We start from the raw sequence: 19997 nt of genomic DNA on the forward strand, positions 1-19997 counted from the left end.
TACCGTCACTGCTCGAGGCCGGCCTGCGCGATCTTTCCGTCGCGCCGGCGCAACTCGCCATGGCCAAGGCGGCCATCGCGGACGTTTCTGTCTAGGCGCGGCCGGCATGGTCGACAGGACACCCGAACCCGGTTCCGAAGAGGCGATCCGCGCCTACAAGACGATCCTGTCGCAGGTTATCGACCAGCGCCCATCCGGCATGCGCCAGCGCCTGGCCGATGCGCTCGGCAAGCACCGCAGCTTCGTCACGCAGATCTCCAGTCCAGCCTACTCGATCCCGATTCCGTCAAAACATTTGCCGGCTATATTTTCCGTCTGCCATTTCAGCCCTGCCGAGCGCGACCAGTTTCTCGCCGCCTATCACCAGGCGCATCCAGGCAAGATGTCGATCGCATCAGGCATGCGCAAGACGCGGCATGTTTCGCTGATCGTGCCGGATTTCGGCGATGACAAACAGAATGCCGCACTCGACAGGGCGGTGAATGACTTCATCCAGAAGATCACCAGCATCACCGGCAAAGGTAGCTGATCGCCTGGTATGAAGCCTATTTCGGGAGGAGACGGCCGTGAAGAAATTCATGAACTCGGTGGACACGGTGCTGACCGAGAGCCTCGACGGTTTCGTGGCCGCCCATGCCGACATCCTGGTGCTCGGCGACGAGCATAAATTCATCCGCCGCAGGACCTTGCGGCCGGGCAAGGTGGCGCTGATCTCCGGCGGCGGTTCCGGTCACGAGCCGCTGCATGGCGGCTTTGTCGGTCACGGCATGCTGGACGCCGCCTGCCCCGGCCAGGTGTTCACCTCGCCGACACCGGACCAGATGCTGGCGGCGGCGCAAGCCGTCGACACCGGCGCCGGTTGCCTGTTCATCGTCAAGAACTACGAGGGCGATGTCATGAATTTCGAGATGGCGGCCGAGATGTCGGAAGGCGTCCAGCAGATCGTGACCAATGACGATGTCGCCGTCGAGAATTCTTCCTATACGACGGGCCGGCGTGGCGTCGCCGGCACGCTGGTGGTGGAAAAGATCGTCGGCGCGGCGGCCGAACATGGCCTGGCGCTGGCGCCGTTGAAGGCGCTGGGCGACCGCGTCAACACGGCCACCCGCTCGATGGGCGTGGCGCTGACAAGTTGCACCGTGCCGGCGGCGGGCAAGCCGACTTTCGATATCGGCGACGGCGAGATGGAGTTCGGCGTCGGCATCCATGGCGAGCCCGGCCGCCGGCGCGATACGCTGAAAAGCGCCGATGCGATCGCGCAGGAGATTTGCGCCGCGATCCTGGGCGATCTCGGCGACAGGGCGAAAGGCCCGGCGCTGCTGTTCGTCAACGGCTTCGGCGGCACGCCGCTGATGGAACTCTATCTGATGTACAACAGCGCGCGCGCGATTTTCGAGCAGCAGGGCGTGACGGTGACCCGTTCACTGGTCGGCTCTTACGTCACCTCGCTCGACATGGCGGGCTGCTCGATCACGCTGACCATACTCGACGACGAGACCACCGCATTCTGGGATGCGCCGGTACACACGGTGGCGCTGCGCTGGGGCATGTAAAGCTGGCTTACATCAGGCTTTTCTGCAACCATCCCAGACAATCCCTTTGCCGCAACATTTGTCCGGGTTGATGCTGCCATCTCTCACTGCCGCCGAAGAAAGACTCTTGCTGCGCTTCGCTGACCCCGAGGCTGCGGCAGGCGGCGAAGATTTGTCGGCAAAGACGCTGACGGCGCTGCTCGACAATGCCGAGTTCCACGGCGTGCTGCCGATCATGTTGCGCAAGCTCAGCGGGGACGCGCGGCTGCCAGCGGATGCGGACCTGCACGGCAAGCTGGAGGATCTGCGCCAGAAGGCAACGATCGCCACCGGCCAGTCGATGCTGTTGAAGTATCATGGCGACCGCATCATGAAGGGACTGGCGGCGGACAATATTCCGGCGCGGATCGTCAAGGGACCCGTCTTCGCGCGAAAGCTCTACCGCAACGTCGCCGACAGGCCGTTCACCGACATCGATATCCTGGTCGAGCCCGCCAATCTGGCGAGGGCAAACCGGGTGATCGCGGCATGCGGCTTCGAGCTTGGCAGTAATGAGGCCGAATCCTACGAATTGCAGGAATTCAAATGGCTCGAAAAGGAGAATTCCAGCCTGCTGGTCGAACTGCATGGCGACCTCGTGCATGACACCGGCATGCGGCGGCGGCTGTCGCTGGGTTTCCCTGAATTGCGCGCCATCGACGGCGAAGCGACGGACACGCCGGCGGCCCTTTTGACGATTGCCATCGTGCACGCCGCCGGCGGCCACAAATTCCACCGGCTGCAGCTTTGCGTCGACGTGCTGCAAGGCGTGCGGGCGCTGCAATCACCAGAAGCGGAAGCACGCCTATTCGATGCCGCCCGCATGACCGGCATCGAGCTCGAACTGGCTGTTGTGCTCGATGTGACCGGCCAGCTGTTCGAGGAGAGCCGCGCGCTTGAGCTCGCCCGCCGCATCAAGCCCGATCTCTCCATACGGCTGGCCAGGCGGTTGATCACCACGAATACGCTGCTTGGCGTCAATTCCAGGGACAGAATGGGCTCGCGCCTGCGCCGCGACGCCTTCCGGTGGATCCAGAGATTGGCCAAGGCCAGAGCAATTCCAGGAAAAGTGTGAGACGTTCTCCCCCCGGAAAAGCGTCGCGCCATCACCTCGGGTGGGAAAGTGATGGCGCTCTTGGCTTGGCCGCTCTGAGTCTTTAGCCTGCGTCGAGAAGCACACGACGAAGGATTGAGGAATTTGGCCGATCTCAATACCCACATTGCGAATGCTGCGCGTGATCGGAGTTCCCCGCGCGTCGTCGCGGTCCTTACAACACGGAACGAAGAACGGTTCGTCGCCGGATGTCTCGAGAACCTCTTTCGTCAAGGCGTACAGGTCTACATCTGCGACAATCAGTCGACGGACCGAACGCTTGAGATTGCCCGGCGCTACTGCGGAGCCGGATTGATAGGATTCGAAAGCATTCCGCATAACGGCTGGTATCGCTGGGAGCACCTTCTTCGTCGCAAAGAGGAACTATTTCAGTCGCTCGAAGCAGACTGGTTCATGCATGTTGACGCTGACGAGATCCACCTCCCGCCGACTTCGTACTCATCGTTGGTCTCCGCCATTGCGGCAGCCGACGCACTCGGCTTCAATGCAATCGAATCTTCCGAGTTTACGTTCATTCCTACCAGGGAAGCTCCCGATCACGACAATCCCAATTATCAACACACGCTGCGCACCTACTATCCGTTCCGGCCGACCTCCCCACACTGCGTCCGTGCCTACAAGAAACAGGGCGGCCCCATGGAGATTGCGTGGTCAGGCGGCCATCTCGTACGGTTCGCGGGTCCGGTGAGGCTCTACTCCGAGCGTTTTCGCATGAAGCACTATCTGTTCCTTAGCGCAGAGCATGCCGCATGTAAGTATGCTGGCCGCCGGTATCTGAGCGAAGAGGTCATTGGTCGTGGCTGGCACGGATGGCGACCCCGCTTGCGGTCAGAGAATATTCTGCTGCCGGATGCCAGCCAGGTGCGCGCCAGCGCGACGGACGACGATCTGGACGAGGCCAATCCATGGTCGGCGCACTGGCTTGAGCGGTACGCCTCGTGAATGAGGTACACCTCCCCCGCGTCCTGGCGATCGCGGATCGACCTGGCTGGGCGATTGATCGCAAGACCCAAAATCTCCGGCGCGTGCTGGAAAGAAGGTTCGAGATCGTCCAACGATTTCAGCATGATGTGACTGAGTCGGACGTGAACACGGCGGACATCGTGCTCATCTTCTATTGGCTCCAAATCTCGAAGCTGCCCCTGCCGGAGTCGGCCCTCGCCAGGCGGTCCGACAGGCTGCTCATCGGGATCTGCAGCCACAGAGAGCTGGAGGGCGAATTCCGCGAGCCCGGGCTCGCTGCCCTGCACCGGCTGGCGCGCGCTGTCTTTGTCAACAATCGGCAGCTCGAGCACGAATACGGTCCTCTACTGCGTGTTCCGGTCCACTACACGCCCAATGGAGTCGACACGACGTTCTTTTGTCCCGCACAAGAACCACAGCCCGGTTCTGGTGAGCTCCGCGTCGGATGGGCGGGAAGTCTCGGCAACCATGGTCCGGCACATCGCGGCTTCCACGACGTCATCGAGCCCGCGGTAGCGGCCGTGCCGGGCGCGCGCCTACTGACGGCGATTCGCGAGCAACGCTGGCGTAGCCATGACGAGATGCCCGACTTCTATCGGGATCTCGACGTTTATGTCTGCGCCAGCCTCAGCGAAGGTACTCCCAATCCTTGCTTGGAGGCGGCGGCGTGCGGTGTCCCCTTGGTGACCACCCGTGTGGGAAACATGCCCGAGCTGATTCGGGATGGCGACAACGGGCTGTTCTTCGATGGAACTGCGGAGGGGCTTGCGAACAAGCTAGCCCTGTTGCGGGACACGCCATCGCTCCGGTCGAGGATGGCCGCCCGCATGATCGAGACGGTCCAAGAGTGGGATTGGGACGTGCAGGCGGAGAACTACGCGCGCATGTTTGCCTCGTTGCTTACTGCGGGCGGAGCTGTCGGGTCCGTGAGATGAGCGGCTTCAGGTGTGCCCTGCCAAACCTGACCTTTGTAGCGCCATTCGAGTTTTCCAGGACCTTGCACTTCCGTACCTCGCGCAGCAAGAATAATGAGGCCGCGCTGCGCGTAAATCGTTGTTTTTGCGCAAAACTGCGAAGTAGAAGCACTCCGAAACACGCTATCACCACTCCCTTGGGAACAAGGAATAGCGGCCTCACGTTGCATCGGGTATTCAGTCCCGCGTCGTCAGGGTGGCGCTGATCAGCGCCGCTGCGTCAGCCGGGCGCGCGCCCACTCCGAGCTGAAAGGTCGGAACCGCATTGACCAGCCCGGCGATGGTCGCCAGCCGGCGTTTTTGCATCGGCAACAGCCCGGTCATGCCGGTGCGGACATTGTCCACTGCCAGCGCCACCATCGCGTCGGTCCCGGCCATGGCGACGAGCCGGGTCTGGCTGTCGGCGGAACGTGCCAGATGCAGAAGGGCCGCCACCGGCCGGGCGGATGTGTTTTCGACCTGGATGATACCCGCCAGCCGTTCTAACGAGACCGGCTGTTCGCCGTTGCGATCCCACGTCTGGCCGAGGCATGGCGCAACCTGCGGGATCATTTCGGCAGTCTTTCGGTGGATCTTGACGGCGCGCGGCAAGCCCCAGGCGACGACCCTGCCCGAAGCGACATTCACGATCATGGCATCGTCGGAGCAGAGGCCAAAGCCCTGTGTTGCCAGCGCCAGCGACGTCGTGGTCTTGCCGGTGCCGCTCGGAGCATGGATCAGCACGACCGCATCGCGGTCAGGCAGGGTAAGCCCGGCCGTGTGCAGCATATGCTGGCCGCCGGCGTCGAGCGCGGCGTCCAGGACCAGCATCGACGGCGTCCAGGCGGCTTTCGTTCCGGTGCGAATCCGGAGTTCGGCCCAACCCTCCCCGCCATTGATCGCAACGGTTTGGCGCCCGGGAAAGACAAGACGGACAATGCCGCCATCCTCGATCATCCGGCAGGGACCATCCTCCGGCACCTCGCCATCGAAGACGAGGGATCCATTGGGTGTCTCGTCCAGCGTGTCTGTCTCGGTGATCTCAAGACGAAAGTCCGGCGCGACGGGTTCCTCTATACGCAGGCTGCCCAGCATCCGGTCGAAATCCTGCCACAGCTCGGGGCGCTCGGCCGATATGCCAAGGATCAGGCCGTCGAGGGCATAGCAGGCTGAAGGTCTGGTCAAGCGGGACGCGCCTTTACGGCATCGGCATGATGACGATAGACCTCGACCATGCCGGGAAGCTTGTCGCTGACCACCGGCTCGCCGTCGAGGCAGACCCAGCAATGCGCCGACAGACGCTGCGCTTGCATCGATTGCGGATCGACGCCGAAGCGCAGGTCCGGATCGAAGCCGGCCAGCCGCAGGAAACGATGACCGAGCAGACCTTCCCTCAAGCACCTGCGGTCACGCATCAGCCAGGGATGGCGGACCGTGCGGTTGACGCGCGCGACGATGTAGGCGGACGGCAAACCGCGATAGGGCGTCGATGAGGCGAGCGGCGCCCATTTGAGCACCTCCTCGAAGCTGCGGTTGGTGACAAGGACCGGCATAAGCCGCGCGCTCACCCAGAGATGGCAGCGAAACAGGACGCGCAGGAGCGGGCCGTCAGCCATCAAGCACCTGGCGCGGCGAGGATACCTTCCGAGATCAGATCCGTGGCCAGTGCCGCCATGTCCTGATCGAGCGTCCCCTTGTCGACTTCGAACTCCTCGCAAAGCAGGTCGACGATCTGGTCGAGGTTGCGCGCGCCGTCCACCTTGTCGAGGAAGGCTTCCGTCGTGCCGTTGCATGTATAAAGCTGGCCGCTGCGCGCCAAAAGCACGACGGCGCCATCGCCCACATGCTGCACCGAGGCATCCTCAGCCAGCCGCAGAACGGTTCCAGAGACTATTTCCACCACGCCCCCTCCAAAGCCACGCTCATCCCGGAAATCAGATAGCGCGGAGGTGGCGCGCTGTCTATCAGCCGATCATCGGAGCCCAGTGCACGGGACCAACAGCTTTGCTGACAGATTCTCCGCGCCAGTCGCGTTAGAACCTGCTCGGTTGCGTCTTCCGGGCCGCATTCGTCCCAGAAATAGTCATCGATGAAACGTGACAAGCAGTGGGCCTGCCGGCAGCGGACGTTGCATTTCTTCCCCTAAGTAAGGTAAGACCTGTCCGGGTATTGGGGAGATAGCGTATGCGTTACAATTGGGAGCGAGCTCCGACGAGCTTCGAACGTCACAGAAAAGCGCTGGCTACAGCCATTTTGATCGCTGGCGGCATTGGCCTCATGCTTGTGGCCCTGCCGATCTAGAAACAACCTTCAGACAGAGCGGCTGCCGGCGCCTGGGCGTGATCTTTCAGCGTGGCTGCCCGGTCACTGCGAGGAAGCGGCGATCGCGCCCCTCGAAACCCTGGCTGAAACGCTGCACCAGCACAACGATCACCGCCGGCTTGCCGGCCGGGGTGAGTTCGTAGGATTCCGACAGGCTGTAGGAGGTCGGGCAGTTTCTTGAGCCCGGCACGGTCTTGTCCTCATGCAGGATCTTGAACGGCTTGCCATCCTGGCCTTGCAGCGTCAGCCGGAAGCCGAGTGCCTTGCCCGCCTTCTCACCTTGAAGTGGCTTTTCACCTTGAAGTAACTGGTCGCCCTGCCGCGTCACATCGAAACTCGCCGAACAATCGGTCGCGCTGGCCGCCAGGATTTCGTCGAGCTGGATGGTCGAAATGCCTGTTTCGCCATGGAGCGGCGCCAGCCATTTCTGCGACACCTGTTCGAGGCGGGAGATGTCGTTGTAGGCAACCATTTCGCCCGGGAAGGTGAACTTGTCGGAAGCCGCCTGTTCGGCCGGGGATGTGATTGCATATTGGGCGAGAATGGGCGCCGCCTGAGCGGCGGCCTGCGCCCTCGCCTGCTCCAGCGTCAGTATCGCCTCCTCCGTCTCGCCGACGACGAGGATCGGCTTACCGCCAACGAACTGATCCGTACGGGTATCGATGATGTCGACCTGCGACCAGCCGGAGTCCGAGACGCCAGCGTCGAGCGTTCCGTATTGCTCGAAGGCGAAATAAGCGCCATCCGGCGAAAAGCCGATGATGTGCCGTGCCGCGGCATCGCCAGCCTGAGCGGTTCCAGCGGAGATCGCGAGCACGACACCCATGACCAATGGGAGCGCAAGGCGCCCGATGATCCGCACAGCAGCAAACATCCCCACTCCAATCCGGTATCGCAATTTCATAGCTGCTTGCCCCCAAGCGCCAGGTCGATATCGGCCGTACAATGGCGTGCATTTGCGGCCAAGGGTAGAGCGCGCTATCTGGAGGGAAGAAAATCATTCCTGGGGAGGGTACGGATGGCTTCACGCTATCACGAGGTCTATGAAGGCTGGAAACGCGACCCGGAACGCTTCTGGGCGGACGCGGCCGGCGCCATCGACTGGTATTCGCCCTGGGACAAGGTGTTCGATGCCTCGGCCGGTGTCTATGGCCGCTGGTTTAGCGGCGCCACCTGCAACACCTGCTACAATGCTATCGACCGCCACGTCGCCGGCGGGCGCGCCAACCAGATCGCGCTGATCCATGACAGCGCCATCACCGGAACGGTCAAGAAATTCACCTATGCCGAGTTGAAGCGCGAGGTGGTTGCACTCACCTCGGTGCTGAAGAACCGTGGTATTCGCAAGGGTGACCGCGTCATCATCTACATGCCGATGGTGGCCGAGGCGGCCATCGCCATGCTCGCCTGTGCCCGCATCGGCGCGGTGCATTCGGTGGTCTTCGGCGGCTTTGCCTCGCATGAGCTTGCCACCCGCATCGACGATGCCAAGCCGAAGCTGATCATTTCGGCATCCTGCGGCCTGGAGCCGGGCCGCGTCGTTGCCTACAAGCCGTTGCTCGACAGGGCGATCGAGATCTCCCGCCACAAGCCGGACGCCTGCCTGATCCTGCAGCGCGACCAGTTGCGCTGCGAGCTAAAAGAGCATTTCGACATCGACTACGCCGATGCCGTCGCCCGCGAACGGGCAGCGGGCGCCAATGTCGATTGCGTGCCGGTGCTGGCCACCGACCCGCTCTACATCATCTACACATCGGGCACGACCGGTCAGCCCAAGGGCATCGTGCGCGACAATGGCGGCCACATGGTCGCGCTGAAATGGACGATGGAAAACGAGTTCGGCGTCAAGCCGGGCGAGGTGTTCTGGGCGGCATCCGATGTCGGGTGGGTGGTCGGCCATTCCTACATCGTCTACGGACCGCTGCTGCATGGTTGCACCAGCATCCTGTTCGAGGGCAAGCCTGTCGGCACGCCCGACGCCGGCACCTACTGGCGGGTGATAGCGGAGCATGGCGTGGTCGCGCTGTTCACCGCGCCGACCGCATTCCGCGCCATCAAGGGGCAGGACCCGAAGGGCGAGTTCATTGCCAAACACGACCTCTCGAAGTTCCGCACGCTGTTTCTTGCCGGCGAGCGCGCCGACCCGGAAACCATCAAATGGGCGGAGCAGAAGCTGAATGTGCCTGTGGTCGACCATTGGTGGCAGACAGAGACCGGCTCGCCGATGACGATCAATCCCGCCGGCCTTGGCCTGCTGCCGGTGAAATACGGCTCGCCCGGCGTGCCGATGCCCGGCTACGACATCCGCGTGCTCGACGACGCCGGCCATGAGGTTAAGCGCGGCACGCTGGGCAATGTGGTGATCAAGCTGCCGCTGCCGGCCGGCTGTCTGCCGACGCTGTGGAACGCCGATCAACGGTTCCGCCAAGCCTATCTCGACGAGTTCCCCGGCTTCTACAAGACGGCGGATGCCGGCATGGTCGACGAGGACGGCTATCTCTACGTCATGGCCCGCACCGATGACATCATCAATGTCGCTGGCCACCGGCTGTCGACCGGCGCCATGGAAGAGGTGCTTTCGGCCCATCCCGATGTCGCCGAATGCGCGGTCATCGGCATTGCCGACGCCATGAAAGGCCAGGTTCCGCTGGGCTTCGTGGTGTTGAATGCGGGTGTGACCCGCGATATCGGTTCCATCGAGAACGAGGTGGTCGGCCTTGTGCGCGAACGCATCGGCCCGGTTGCCGCTTTCAAGACGGTGGTGACGATCAAGCGCCTGCCCAAGACGCGTTCGGGCAAGATCCTGCGCGGCACCATGCAGAAGATCGCCGACAAGGAAGAATGGACCATGCCGGCGACGATCGACGATCCGATCATTCTCAACGAGATCACTGCCGCCTTGAAGGAACGCGGAATCGGACTTTGAGCCACTGAAGGGTGGGCCGCGGACGACCTTTTCGATCGGCAAGCAATACTTTTATTGTGCGACGCAGCAATGCACCCTAAAGTCGTTCGCGGGGGGCCATCGACAAAGGTCGCATGGCTCAGCAGAAGATTACATTTGGCGGCGTAGACATCCTGCGCTTTCTCGCCGCCGTCATGGTCATGGTGTACCACTATGGCTTTTGGGTGTGGGCGTATCCGGACGGTGTTTCGGCGCGCGCCACGGGCAGCGTTCCCCCGCAACCGGCAATAGGCGCATGGGTCGAGTCAGGCTGGGTCGGCGTCCAGATCTTCTTCGTCATCAGCGGCTTCGTCATTGCCTTCAGTGCCGAAAGGTCGACACCCCTGCGGTTTTTCGAAGCAAGGGTGAAACGGCTGGCGCCGGCCGTGTGGATCTGTGCGCCGGTCACCGCGGTGGTGCTTTTGATCGTTGGCCTCAGCTGGCCGACCGATGCCGTCATCCGGCTCGTCCGCACCGGCCTGTTCGCCCCCTACGCGCCATGGGTGGACAGCGTCTACTGGACGCTCGGCATCGAGATCGCCTTCTATGCCGTCGTATGGACCTTGCTGCGGCTCGGCCGCTTCCATCAGATGGAAATAGTGGCCATCGCCATCGGCCTGGTCAGCACGCTGTTCTGGTGCCTGTATTACCCGCTCGACTGGGCCGACCTTGCCGAAACACGCACGCTCGACCTGCTTCTGGTGCATCACGGCATTTTCTTCGCCACTGGTGTCATGCTGTGGCTGATGCGCTTCAAGGCGGTGACAGCCGCCCGCCTTGGCTTCTGTGCTCTGTTCCTGGCCGGTGGTGTGCTGCAGATCGCCAGTTCGGTCGACGTTCATATCCTGAAGGTCGGGCGGGATATGCCGTTCGCGCCGCCGATCCTCATCTTCCTCATAGGCGTCGCGCTGATGGCGTGGTCGCTGCGGCTCGACCTCTCCTGGAGCGGCTGGCGCCGGATCGGGCTGATGACCTATCCGCTCTACCTGCTGCACGATGTCGTCGGCGCGGCCCTGCTCGGCATCCTGGTTCGCGCCGGTTTGCCGCATCTGTTCTCGATGGCGGTCGTCGGCGCGACGATGATCGCGGCAAGCTGGCTGGTGGCGACCGAGGCCGAACCACGCATCCGGCTGCTGCTCGACCACACCGTTTTCCGTTATCGGCTCAAGGCAGCCTGACGACGATCCGGCAGACTGGGCCGGCCGCCGACCTAAAGCATGTCGCGCCTGAGCGATTCAGGCCCGCTTCAGGCCTTTGTTTCCACAGATCCTTCTCCCAAAACCGAGCTCATTTCTGAGCGACATGCATTGCGGTCCCGACCCGGCGCGGCTGCATTTTCCACGATTGCGGAATTCTCCGTTTCGGGCATGATAACAGGCACTTATGCCTTCCGCATGAGGCTTGCCTCGAGACGCCCGCACGTGACCCTGTTCCAGCGAAAACCCCGCATCGCGGCGCGTCCGCGCCTCGATATCGACATGCAGGACGCCGTCGTCTATGCGATCGGCGACGTGCATGGCTGCTACAAGGAACTCCGCGCCCTGGAGCAGAAGATCCTGCTCGATTCGCTGCGCTTCCAGAGCCGCAAGATCATCGTCATGCTTGGCGACTACATCGACCGGGGGTTTCAGTCGGCGCGGGTGCTCGATCACCTCCTGGCGCCGCCGCCGAAGGGATTTCAGCGCATTTGTCTTGCGGGCAACCACGAAGTGGCGATGCTGAACTATCTCGACGGAAATCTGTCCCGCGAACCCTGGCTGGCGACGGGCGGCCTGCAAACCCTGTTTTCCTATGGCATCGATCCGGCGCGCCTCACCAGCCTTTACGGGAGCAGCGCGCAGATCGACCGGCGCATAAGGGAGATCATTCCAGACGATCACGTCAGCTTCCTGCGCGGGCTGCCGATCATGGTCCGTTCGCGGAAGTTCGTGTTCGTCCACGCCGGCATCAGACCCGGCGTCGACCTTGCGGCGCAAACCGACCATGACCTGATCAACATCCGTTCGGACTTCTTCGAGGCAACACACCTGCTCGATCGCTGGGTGGTGCACGGGCATACGCCGGTGGATGTCCCGAAGCTCGAAGGGCGCCGGCTCGGCATCGACACAGCCGCCTTCCAGAGCGGACGCCTGACCGCCGTCAGAATCGCCGACAAGCAAGGCAGGCTGATCTTCTCCTGACGCGCATCGATATTCAGGTATGCTGAACTGAATATCGATACACTTCAGAGTGGAGCCACTCGCGCAACGGTCAACGTCAGACCGGCGCCTTGCCGCGCACTTCTGACTTTTCCAGATAGTAGCTCGAATATTTATCGAAGAATTTTTCCGAGCCGCCGAACGATCCGTATTTGGCCAGTTTCTTCAAATCGACCTTGTTCAGCACCGCGCCGACGATCTTGTTGGCGACATAGGGTTCGGATTCCAGCATCGACCTGACCATCGCGCGCGGGGTGCGGCCCCACTCGGTGACCAGTACAAAACCGTCGACCAACGGCGCGAAGGCCTTGGCGTCGACCACCGGTCCGAGCGGCGGCAGATCGACGACGATGTATTCGAACGTCTCCTTGGCGTTCTCGATGAAGCGCCGCATGCCGGCCGACGAGAGAAGTTCGCTGGTATGGGAGAAGTGACCGCGCAGCACCGCCGGGATGATCGCCAGCTTCGTCTGCCTGTCGATCTTGCCCACGGACTGCCAGGTCTGGCCACTCACCACGGCTTCCATCAAGCCCTGCTCGGTTTCCATGCCAAGGCCTCGGCTGAGGCCGGGATTGCGCAGATCGCCATCGATCAGCAGCGTCTTGGCGCCATTGGCGGCAAGCAAGCCGGCGAGATTTGCCGCGACCGTCGACTTGCCTTCACCGGGAAGCACCGAGATGATGCCGATGACGCGGCTGCCTTGCCCTTCCATCACGACGTCGAAGGCGATCTTGGCGCTGCGCAGCGTTTCGGAAAACATCGAGGCTGGAGAATCGATGCTGACCCGCATGCGCGCACGCTTTTCGGCCGCCGACAGCGATTGGGTGGTCTTGGCGTCCACCTGCGTCTCGCCCGGCTTTTCTTCCTTGCCGAGCTTGCCGCCGATCGTCGGCAGATAGCCGAGGAATTTCAGATTGACGCGGTCGCGCACGTCCTCGCCGGTCCTGAAGAAGCGTTCGTTGAACTCGTTCAGGCCACCAAAACCGGCGCCCATCAGCAGGCCAAGCACCAGCGAAAGTCCGAGCACGACGATTGTGCGCGGGCTTGAGGCCGCCATCGGCATCGATGCGTCCGAGATGATGCGGATCTTGCCGACAGGGAAGGATTGCTGCTGCGCGGCTTCCTCATAGCGGCCGAGGAATGTCTGATAGAGCGTCGTGAGCGCCGTCGCCTGCTGATCGAGTTCACGCAGCTTGACTTGCGTCTGGTTGTCGACGGAACTCTTGCCCTGTGCGGCCGCGACATTGGCCCTGAGCGCGGTCTCGCGTGCCTGCGCCACCTCATATTCGTTGCGATAGCTTTCGGTCAGCTGCTTCAGCTCGCCGAAAATCTGCGTCGATATGTCGGCCTTCTCCTTGGAGAGAGCCACCGCCTGCGGGTGCTCGGGGCCGAAATTCGCCTCGACGTCCTGCAGCCGCTTGGCCACCGTGAGGTAGCGGGTCTTGAGCGCCGATATGACCGAGCTGCTTGGCTGGTCGCTCGATATGGCAGCATCCTTGAACGCGTTTTCGGAGCCGCTGTCGACGATCGCCTTGTACTGCTGATAGCGGGCGCTGGCGCGTGCGGTGTCGGCCTGCGCCACGATGAGCTGGGCGTTGAGGTCGGAAAGCTGCTTGTCGCTCATCAGCTGGCCATCGCTGTTGGCGGCGAGCCCGTGCTCGGCCCTGAATTTCTCGACCGCGAGCGAGGCTACCTGCGAACTCTGGCGCAGTTCCGTCAACCGGCCCTGCAGCCAGACCGCAGCCCGCTCGGTGGCATCGAAGCTGGCATCGAGCTGATCGGCGAGATAGGCATCGGCATAGGCCTTGGTGATAGCATTTGCCAAACCCGGATCCGTCGCCTGATAGCCGAGCGCGATGACGTAGCTTCGCCCGATGCGCGCTGCCCGCACTTCGCTCTGCAGCTTGAGGATCGCGTAGTCGCGACGCGACGTGGCGATCAGCGCATCGCGGGCGGCCGGGTCGAGCTTGCTGAAGTCAGTGCCACCCGGCATGGGAGAGCTGGGGCGGACATACTGGATCAGGCCGCGGATGAGGCCTATGCCTTGGGCAAGCGCCGACTGGGGCGGATTCATGAACGTGTCGTTCTGGTCGAGCTTCAGCTTGTCGACGACCACGGCGGCAAGCCGCGTCGAGGTCAGGATCTCGATCTGGCTCAGGATGGCGGAATCGGTCTGCATGGTTGTCGACGTCGCCGAAATGTCGTCGACGATCTTGTTCAAGCCCTCGTCGATCAGCACGCTGGCGATCGACTGATATTTGGGCGGCGTTGTCTGCAAATAGAGCAGGCCCAGGAAGAGACCGATGACGGCACACACGGCAACCACCTTGGCCTGCCGTGCGGCCATGCCAAGCAGCCGCTCGATATCGATGAAGTCTTCGCCGTCTCCTGCGTCCGAATTCGGCAATGGCATCCTCTTGTCGAGAGGAAAGTTGGCATAATTCATCTTCGGTCCAATTCTAGAGCCGGTCCTATTCCGATTGATCGCAATGGGCTCTATCTCACTGTTTCAACATGATCTTTTCCGGAAACCGGGACCCACTTTCCGAGATCATGCCTTGGCTTGCAGGCGCCTCGAAGATCGGGAGCATCGCCAGAAGCAAAGCAAGCGTCGTGCCAGACGGCGAGAACCTGCCGGCCCCTCTTCGCCGGCCATCCGACAATGCTCCCGAAAGATGGGCATTATGCGGCTTCTTCCTGGCGTTCATGCGACCGGACGAACTCCTGAAGCATCTCGAAAACCGGACCCTTCATGTCGTCGCGCGCCAGCGCGAAGGCGATGTTGGCCTGGATGAACCCTTCCTTGGAACCGCAGTCGAACATGCGGCCGAGGAAAGGCTGGGCGAAGAACGGCTGATCCTTCGACAGGCGAACCATGGCATCCGTCAGTTGAATCTCGTTGCCGGCGCCGCGCTGCTGATTGCCCAGGAGCGCGAAAATCTCGGGCTGCAGGATGTAGCGGCCGTTGATGTAGAAGTTCGACGGCGCATTGGCCGGCGCCGGCTTCTCGACCATGGCCGTCACCTCGAAACCGCCGCCGATTTCGGCGCCACGGCCAACGATGCCGTATTTGTTGGTCTCGCTCGGGTCGCAACGTTCGACGGCGATCACGTTGCCGCCCGTGCGCTCATAAAGCTCGACGGTTTCGGCGAGGCATCCTCGCCCGCCGAAGGACACCATGTCCGGCAGCAGCAGGGCGAAGGGCTCGTTGCCGATAACCTCGCGCGCGCACCAGACGGCATGGCCGAGGCCTTGCGGGGATTGCTGGCGGATGAAGCTGGTGGCACCGGCCACAGGCAGCATGCTTTCGAGCGCCTCCAGCTGGGTCTTCTTGCCGGTCTGCTCCAGGGTGCCGATCAATTCCGGATGCAGGTCGAAATAGTCCTCGATCACCGCCTTGTTGCGACCGGTCACGAAGACGATGTGCTCGATGCCCGCTTCGAAGGCCTCGTCCACCGCATATTGCACGACAGGCCTGTCGACGACGGGAAGCATTTCCTTCGGCATCGACTTGGTCGCCGGCAGGAACCGTGTTCCAAGCCCCGCCACCGGTATCACGGCCTTCCTGATTTTCTTCATCGCAAATTCCTTCTGAGGAGATCGACTACAGTCCATTCACAGGCCACGAAAAATTCCTCCATGTGCCTGCATCTTCACCTCCCCACCCCGACGGCAAACTGTGCCGCCATTCTTCGCAACCGCACGGCGATCGGCATGCCCATATGCCTGACCGCCGCCGGGTCGCTGAGCGCCGTCCGGATCGCCTTGAGCGGGGACCGCGCCTTGATGTGCTGTACCAGTGACAGAAACGATGCCGCCTTGCGCAGGCTGCGGCCGCGCCGGGCAAACGCGGCCTGCGCGGCCTCATCCATCCGATGGGTTTGAGCGAACACGGCATCCGCCCTGCGCATCGCTTCGACGTGGTGAAGCTCGAGCACGCGCGAGATGGAGCCGCTGCGGATATGATAGGCATAGCCGATATCAGGCTCGACGACGCATTTGCCGCCCTTGGCCAAGGCTTCGGCAAACAGGATGTAGTCTTCGCCGATCCTCAGCTTCTCGTCATAGCGAAGCCGGTTCTCGTTCAGGAACGCGCGTTGGAAGATCGGCTTGAGGTAGCCGAGGTTGAACTTGGATTCGAAGACGACGTTGCCGGCGATGTAGGTGGCCAGCGAAATTTCGCGCAAGCCTTCCAGATACTGCCGCGGGAACATCGCGTCCTCGACGACACCGTCCTCGCGAATGACCTGCAGATTGTCGATGGCGATCTGGGCACCGGCCGTTTCGGCGCGCGCGATCATCGTCGCGAGCCGGTCGGGAAAGACCGCGTCGTCGGAATCGAGAACCGCGATCCATCTGCCGCGGGCGGCATCGAGGCCGGCATTCCTGGCGCCGCCAGGACCGCGATTGCTGGCCAGGGCGACGACGCGGACGATATCGCTGGGGTAGGCCCGCGCCACATCCAGAGTCGCGTCGCGCGACTTGTCGTCGACGACGATGATTTCGACGCTGACACCCTTCTGGGCGATGGCGCTGGCGATCGCCCGATCAAGGGTCGCCTCGGCATTGTAGGCGGCAATAACGAAGGAAACATCGGGGACACAGCTGACGTCAGGCTGCACGCTTGCCTCCCTCCTGTGGCGAAGGCTGGCCATAGAGGCGGATTTCGCGGATGCCGACGAGGCCGCTGACGACACCAACATGCATAATGCCGCGCAGCACGCTGCGGTTCCTGCGTACCGGACTGACGACGACCGGAAGTGCCGAGGCGAAGCAATAGATGGCCTTTGCCGAGGCCAGGCCGACCTGCTTGACCAGGCCGATGCCGCTGGCGCTACTGCCCAGGAGATGGCCATGCGTCTGGCCGACGCGGAAGCGGCGGCGGCCGAGCCAATCGAATGCCGCCCTGGAGCGCGGCACCACCTCGTCGACCCACGCCTCGGGCGAGAAGGCGATGCGGCCGCCGGCCTTGTACATCTGGTCGAAGAACTCGGTGTCCTCGCCGCCGGTCTGGCCGCGCGCCAGGCTGAAGCGGCGGCCGCGCAGGCTGTCCGATCCCATCCGGAGCAGAACGTTGCAGGTGTAGCCGGTGCGGATCTCGCCGCGCACCCAGACGGGCAAGGTCGAATGGAAATCGCCGCGCCGCATCCAGTCCGGCGCATCCGGGCGATAGCGCGCCCTGACCGGGCCGAGCACGGCGGCGGCACCGCTTTGCTGCGCCATCGCGACCAGTTCGGCGAGCCATGGAGTCGTGGCCGTCTCGTCGTCATCGATGAAGGCGACGAAATCCGCCGTGCTCGCATCGAGGCAGGCGTTGCGGGCGATCGAGATGTTGCGCGCCGGGGCATGCTGATAGTGTATCGGCACCGTCAATTCCCGCGACAGCGCCGCCACCAGGTCACGGGCCGTCGGGGTGTCGTCATTGTCGGCGACGACGATGCGGATATCGAATCCCGCCGGCATCTCCATGGCGTCAAGCGAGCGCAGCGTGTCGGCCAGCTCTGGCCGGCGGAACGTGCAGACGCCGATGTCGACGCTGCGGTTCTTTGCTGACACCGCCATCAGGCCACTCCTCGTCGCGAGCCGAGGCCGAGAAGCTGAAGCCAGAAGCCGACCGACCAGCCAAGATGCATGACCATGGCCGAGACACCGGCCAGCGCAACGTCGGCCTTGCGCTGGCGGATAGCCGTCACCAGTCCGTAGCCCAGGCACACCGACGCCCACAGCAGCAGCGGCACCGCCGCCAGCCAGTGCACGAAGGAGAAGGCCGCCAGCAGCACCACCGGGAACACCAGCAGCGGCACCATCTGCCTCACCTTCGGGATGACGCGATGCTTCAGCACATTCTTGGCACGCCCGCGACCGTAGCCGAGATACTGGAAATAAAGGCCGCTAAGCGACGCGCGCGGATAGTAGACCATCTGCGTCTTGCCGCTCATCCAGATCTTGTAGCCGGCCTTGCGCAAGCGATAATCGAGCTCGGCGTCCTCGTTGTGGCTGAACGTTTCGTCGTAGCCGCCGACGGCGCCGAATGCCGATATCCGCATCAGTGCATGATGGCCGTGATCGATCCACTGTCCCTGCGAAAGATGCCTATGCTTCGAGCCGCCAGTGCCGAGCTTGGAGTTCTGCGCCGCGGCGGCCGCCTTCTGCACGGCACCGCTGCCGCTGGTCAGCATCGAAACGACAACCGAATCCGCTGATGTAGCCAGGGCTTCCTCGACCAAACGGTCGCAATAATCGTCGGGATAACCGCCATGCGCATCGATGCGGATGAGATAGTCGGCACCATCGCCGAAGGTACCGACGGCGAGATTGATCGCCGCGCTCTGGATGCGCCGCTTGTTGTGGAGCAGGATAACCCGCGGGTCCCTGGCAATGACGTCCTCGACGATGGAAAGCGTGCCGTCGGTGCTGCCGCCGTCGGCGACGATGATCCGGGCGCCAAGCCGGGCGGCCGCGGGCCGCAATTGATCGAGCAGCGCACCGATATGGGCGGCTTCGTTCAGGCACGGGATAACGATCAGGCTGGATGAGGGTTTTTCCGTCTGCGTCATCAACCTCTGTCCATCTTGCCTCTGTCTATCTCTGGCCATCCTATGCCAACGCCTCGGCGGCAAAGGAACCGGGCACGGCCGTCAGGCTGCGCAGCCGCTCGACAAGCGCCCGGCAATCGCTACGATCGTAGCTCCAGGTTCTCGGATTGCGCGCCAGAACACGCCCCTTCAGCCTGGCGAAGCGATGCTCTTCCATCTTGCCCAGCGCGGCTTCGAGTGCCTCGGGCGAAGCCTGCGGCAACAGCACGCCGATATCCTGCTGTTCGAGGAACCGCCCGGTCTCGGTGTTGCCCATGGAGATCGGCACCGCGCCGAAACGGCAGCCTTCATAGAGCCGGTTGGGCAAAAGCCATTCGGAGTTCTGCCCCGCTTCGAAGAAATCGATCGCCCAGGAAAAATGGACATCGTTGTAGATCGCCGCCATGTCTTCCGGATTGCGATAGGGTCCGAGAAACGACAGCCATGGCTCGGCTTCGACAAAGCCGTGAAAGTCAGGGAATTCCGACAAAGCCGGACGGCCGCGCAGCACGATCTCGAAGCGGCCCTCCATGCGGCGGGAGAAATCAGCCAGCAGCTCGAGCGAGCGGCGGCAGCGCAGCGCGCCGAACCAGCCGATCCGCCATGGCGGGCCGACCGGGCTCTCTTCAGCCTCCGGAGCGCCGGGCAAGATCGCCGCGGCCTCGAAATACTTGTTCTCGACCAGCTCGATGGGTGCCGCGACCTGGCCGAACGGCTTGAAATAATTGGCGATGAAGGCGGGAGAACTGGTCACCAACAGCTTCACATCCCTCGCCAGAAAGCGTTCGGTGGCACGCAGCGCCTTGCCCAGGACATCGTTGCGCAGCACAAGCCGATGAATGTCGAGGCACTCGTATACGATCGGAACCGATGCACCGAAGGCTGACCTAGCGCGGCGGGCAAGTGTCAGCATTTCCAGGTTGCGCGCGATGATGACATCCGGTTTTGGCATGCCGCCCAGCTTCGAGCCTATCGAAACGGCTGCTTTGGCGACGGCCGCGAGGCGTTGGCCGAATCGCCCGTCACGCGTCGCGCCGAGGTCGATCGGGCGCAGTCCCTCGATATCCGCAATCGGATTCGTGGTGCGACGGAAGCCGGCCAAGCTGACCTGGGCTCCACCTGCCCTGAGCATCGTGATCCGCCGGCGCACCGCCGGGTCGGAAACGTCGTGCACAAGGTACAAGACATGCAGCATAAAAACTCGACCGCTGTTGGCCCACCCAAGGGAATGCTAGTACAGCTCTTGCTGCATCGCAACATTTTTGCTGCACCAATCGACGTTTTCTGTTGCACTGCAAAATTATTGCCGTAGTTTGTGGTCGGCGGCGGTCGTGGATTTTCGGGCTCGGAAATCCAC

General features: G+C 62.7%; 18 protein-coding genes. 8 read left to right on the plus strand and 10 right to left on the minus strand.

The genetic code is table 11. The features are described from left to right. Positions 1–106: 106 nt before the first annotated feature. The 5 genes from EN943_RS11725 (at position 107) to EN943_RS11745 (ending at position 4583) form a co-directional block, all read left to right on the plus strand. Positions 107–529 (plus strand): hypothetical protein, encoded by a 423-nt coding sequence (locus EN943_RS11725; RefSeq protein ID WP_127412743.1) that lies wholly within the window; start codon positions 107–109, stop codon positions 527–529. Between the two features lie 37 nt (positions 530–566). Then, on the plus strand, positions 567–1553 hold the full coding sequence (gene dhaK, locus EN943_RS11730) for a dihydroxyacetone kinase subunit DhaK (RefSeq protein ID WP_127412744.1): 987 nt from the start codon (positions 567–569) through the stop codon (positions 1551–1553). A gap of 70 nt (positions 1554–1623) precedes the next feature. Then, complete coding sequence (locus EN943_RS11735) at positions 1624–2646, plus strand: nucleotidyltransferase family protein (protein ID WP_127412745.1); 1023 nt, start codon at positions 1624–1626, stop codon at positions 2644–2646. Positions 2647–2769: 123 nt separating this feature from the next. Then, entirely contained in the window at positions 2770–3627 is an 858-nt protein-coding gene (locus tag EN943_RS11740) for a glycosyltransferase (protein ID WP_245475733.1), read from the plus strand. Continuing rightward, a complete protein-coding gene (locus EN943_RS11745) occupies positions 3624–4583 on the plus strand; it encodes a glycosyltransferase family 4 protein (RefSeq protein WP_127412747.1) in 960 nt (319 codons plus the stop codon). Before EN943_RS11740 ends, EN943_RS11745 begins: the two co-directional genes overlap by 4 nt. 216 nt (positions 4584–4799) lie before the next feature. On the opposite strand, the gene EN943_RS11750 is transcribed toward EN943_RS11745, so the two are convergent. From EN943_RS11750 to EN943_RS11765, 4 genes are all read right to left on the minus strand, one after another. Beyond that, positions 4800–5786, minus strand: a complete 987-nt coding sequence (locus tag EN943_RS11750) for a serine kinase (RefSeq protein ID WP_127412748.1) — start codon at positions 5784–5786, stop codon at positions 4800–4802. Beyond that, positions 5783–6217, minus strand: a complete 435-nt coding sequence (locus EN943_RS11755; RefSeq protein ID WP_127412749.1) for a lasso peptide biosynthesis B2 protein — start codon at positions 6215–6217, stop codon at positions 5783–5785. The genes EN943_RS11750 and EN943_RS11755 overlap by 4 nt, the downstream gene beginning before the upstream one ends. After that, complete coding sequence (locus EN943_RS11760) at positions 6217–6504, minus strand: PqqD family protein (RefSeq protein ID WP_032898709.1); 288 nt, start codon at positions 6502–6504, stop codon at positions 6217–6219. Before EN943_RS11760 ends, EN943_RS11755 begins: the two co-directional genes overlap by 1 nt. Positions 6505–6948: 444 nt before the next feature. After that, complete coding sequence (locus tag EN943_RS11765; RefSeq protein WP_245475736.1) at positions 6949–7797, minus strand: DUF2259 domain-containing protein; 849 nt, start codon at positions 7795–7797, stop codon at positions 6949–6951. 144 nt (positions 7798–7941) lie between these two features. Here EN943_RS11765 and EN943_RS11770 point away from each other — a divergent pair, with 144 nt between their 5' ends. The 3 genes from EN943_RS11770 (at position 7942) to EN943_RS11780 (ending at position 12047) form a co-directional block, all read left to right on the plus strand. Continuing rightward, positions 7942–9849, plus strand: a complete 1908-nt coding sequence (locus EN943_RS11770; protein WP_127412750.1) for a propionyl-CoA synthetase — start codon at positions 7942–7944, stop codon at positions 9847–9849. A gap of 113 nt (positions 9850–9962) precedes the next feature. Then, the gene (locus tag EN943_RS11775; protein WP_127412751.1) at positions 9963–11045 is read left to right on the plus strand and encodes an acyltransferase; all 1083 of its coding nucleotides are present in this window, start codon (positions 9963–9965) and stop codon (positions 11043–11045) included. A 243-nt stretch (positions 11046–11288) separates the two neighbouring features. Then, positions 11289–12047, plus strand: coding sequence for a metallophosphoesterase family protein (locus EN943_RS11780; protein ID WP_013528097.1), 759 nt, complete (start codon positions 11289–11291; stop codon positions 12045–12047). Positions 12048–12123: 76 nt separating this feature from the next. On the opposite strand, the gene EN943_RS11785 is transcribed toward EN943_RS11780, so the two are convergent. From EN943_RS11785 to EN943_RS11810, 6 genes are all read right to left on the minus strand, one after another. Further along, complete coding sequence (locus tag EN943_RS11785) at positions 12124–14511, minus strand: polysaccharide biosynthesis tyrosine autokinase (protein WP_127412752.1); 2388 nt, start codon at positions 14509–14511, stop codon at positions 12124–12126. A gap of 236 nt (positions 14512–14747) precedes the next feature. Next, entirely contained in the window at positions 14748–15644 is an 897-nt protein-coding gene (locus EN943_RS11790; protein WP_127412753.1) for a UTP--glucose-1-phosphate uridylyltransferase, read from the minus strand. 74 nt (positions 15645–15718) lie between these two features. Then, the gene (locus EN943_RS11795) at positions 15719–16687 is read right to left on the minus strand and encodes a glycosyltransferase family 2 protein (protein WP_127412754.1); all 969 of its coding nucleotides are present in this window, start codon (positions 16685–16687) and stop codon (positions 15719–15721) included. After that, complete coding sequence (locus EN943_RS11800; protein WP_127412755.1) at positions 16677–17627, minus strand: glycosyltransferase family 2 protein; 951 nt, start codon at positions 17625–17627, stop codon at positions 16677–16679. Before EN943_RS11800 ends, EN943_RS11795 begins: the two co-directional genes overlap by 11 nt. After that, complete coding sequence (locus EN943_RS11805) at positions 17627–18622, minus strand: glycosyltransferase family 2 protein (protein ID WP_127412756.1); 996 nt, start codon at positions 18620–18622, stop codon at positions 17627–17629. Before EN943_RS11805 ends, EN943_RS11800 begins: the two co-directional genes overlap by 1 nt. Positions 18623–18662: 40 nt before the next feature. Beyond that, positions 18663–19835: a glycosyl transferase family 1 gene (locus EN943_RS11810; RefSeq protein ID WP_127412757.1), complete on the minus strand. Its 1173-nt coding sequence runs from the start codon at positions 19833–19835 to the stop codon at positions 18663–18665. Between the last annotated feature and the right edge of the window lie 162 nt (positions 19836–19997).

The organism is Mesorhizobium sp. M7A.F.Ca.US.006.01.1.1 (genome assembly GCF_003997935.1).
Classification (GTDB): domain Bacteria; phylum Pseudomonadota; class Alphaproteobacteria; order Rhizobiales; family Rhizobiaceae; genus Mesorhizobium.